Source organism: Metabacillus fastidiosus NBRC 101226, from assembly GCF_001591625.1.
Classification (GTDB): domain Bacteria; phylum Bacillota; class Bacilli; order Bacillales; family Bacillaceae; genus Metabacillus; species Metabacillus fastidiosus.
The window spans coordinates 1-1,998 of record NZ_BCVG01000211.1 but is presented as its reverse complement, the minus strand read 5'-3'; the positions used below and the strand labels follow the sequence as shown (position 1 = coordinate 1,998).

At 30.1% G+C, this 1,998-nt stretch carries 2 protein-coding genes; both read right to left on the bottom strand.

From position 1 onward, the window contains the following. Positions 1-173: 173 nt before the first annotated feature. Complete coding sequence (locus BFA01S_RS21420) at positions 174-623, bottom strand: hypothetical protein (protein ID WP_066235659.1); 450 nt, start codon at positions 621-623, stop codon at positions 174-176. A gap of 51 nt (positions 624-674) precedes the next feature. Then, entirely contained in the window at positions 675-1,682 is a 1,008-nt protein-coding gene (locus BFA01S_RS21415) for a DUF3231 family protein (RefSeq protein ID WP_066235657.1), read from the bottom strand. Positions 1,683-1,998: the final 316 nt, after the last annotated feature.

Below are 1,998 nucleotides of genomic sequence, written 5' to 3'. Positions count from 1 at the left end.
TTACTGCCTGTTAAGGCTGGGATAAATTATATATTGCTATCAGTCTATTTAGAGCTTAGGGAAATAATCTTTTTCTTTGGCTTAAAATAAACATTATGTTAGATAAGTTTGTATAAAGTACTTATCTAGGTACTTTGAAGCTTTATTTAATATAAAATAAATTATCTTTTTTATTATTCATGTAAAAGCTGATTTTTAAAAATGATTTTTAATATTTGTCTAATTATAAGTCCAATTACTATTCCAGGGAAAGTAAGCAGCATTGGGAGCCAAACTGGACCTAATAATATACCGAAAACCTTTAAATTTGAAGAAAAAATCAATCCAGTAGTTACAAAAAATGCGGCAAACATATATGGAAGAAAAGAATAAGGACCTTTTCCTCCATTTGCATCTTTTACTGCATCCCACATAGAGAAAAAGTACAAGCAAGGATAAAACATCAACCACTGATAATCGGTATATTTAATGGCATCGAGAATTTTTCCATGAAAACTTAGGAGTATGACATAATTAAAATTAGCTTGTACATTAATTATAAATTCAAGTGCCAAGAAAGCAGTGCCTTTAACGTACTTTCCATTCAAATACTGACCAAAACCGGGAAATGCTATGCTCCACATTAATTTTCCAATGGACTCGTTCTCATCTATAAGTCTCCATATTATTGTTGTTTACTGTTTTTTTGCTATTTCTTTTCTATTAGGAGCAAGTGGAGGCTGTTCTAGCCATTTATTTTTCACCATAATATTAAACCATTTTTTTGTTACCCCAAGATTTTTTAAAATGATTTTTTCATAAGTCATGACAAGATCTGTTCGCATAGCTGATGCTAGACCTGTCCCATTATATGCTTGTGCAGCTTGAAATAAAAATCCGATATGGTACATCATTAATTTATCAGAAAAAGGGGAGTCTGTTGAAGTTGTAACTTCTGTCTCCCATGACATAGGAACAGGTAAATTATCCATACGCATGATTTTTGAAAAGGATTGTATTTGTTCGTTAGCAGTTTGTTCTGAATCATTTAAAAATTTTCTTACTTCTTTTGTTTGAGCAACTTGACTAAAACCAATCGAAAGAGTCTTAGCCATGATACTTTTTTTGAGATTAAAAGAAATACTTATGATTTCTAGTGCTGATAAGCGTCTCCCTTTTCCAAAAAAACCATCTGTGAAATCTTTACTGGAAATAAATTGGGTATTTTGATCAGGATAAAAATAAGGATCTCTTTGAAAGTTTCCTTTTTTAAGTAATAATTCAATGGTTTGATGATACATTCTTTTCCCGTCGTTATCACATGAATCATAAAAATCCCTTAAATCTTTTCTGACAGAAACACTTAATGAAGTTGTGTGACCAAGTAAACCATGTAAAGTAATAACATGTAAATAATTTAAACAAAAGATATCAGAAAATAATCTCTTTGCACCTTTATGAAGATCTGATTCTTCGTTAAATCCAATAGGAACTGGAAATCCTTCATTTTCTATAAAGGTTGTAAGTTGTTCTTTTTGTTTTGCAAAGGTCTGTATAGCATCCTCAAAAATAGTTTTTATTGATTCATCTTCAATGATGGAGAACATGTATCTATTGATGATATCTGTTGCTGTTCCATTTATATATTCTCCCCATAATGACCCTATTTCGGAAGATGTAAGTTTTAATTTATTTTTGTCCACATTATCACCTCTTAAGTACTATTTACTCATTTGATAATAAATATGAATTTCTTTTAATGTGTTTTTTGACTGAGAATGTCAATTATGTTAACTAGGAATATCCAGTTTATATATGTGAGATTGGATGAGAGGGGGGGGTTAGGATGGCGCGAAATTCGATTTAAATGATTAAAAAGGCGTGTAATTTTAGAGTATTTGGATTAAAATTAAGGTGAATTTTAATATCTTCATTAGAAATGATCGTTATATGTTTGCTATTTATTGGTATATCTGTTATTCTTGAGAAGAGTTATCTTTGTTCTTTTTTCAGATTGAC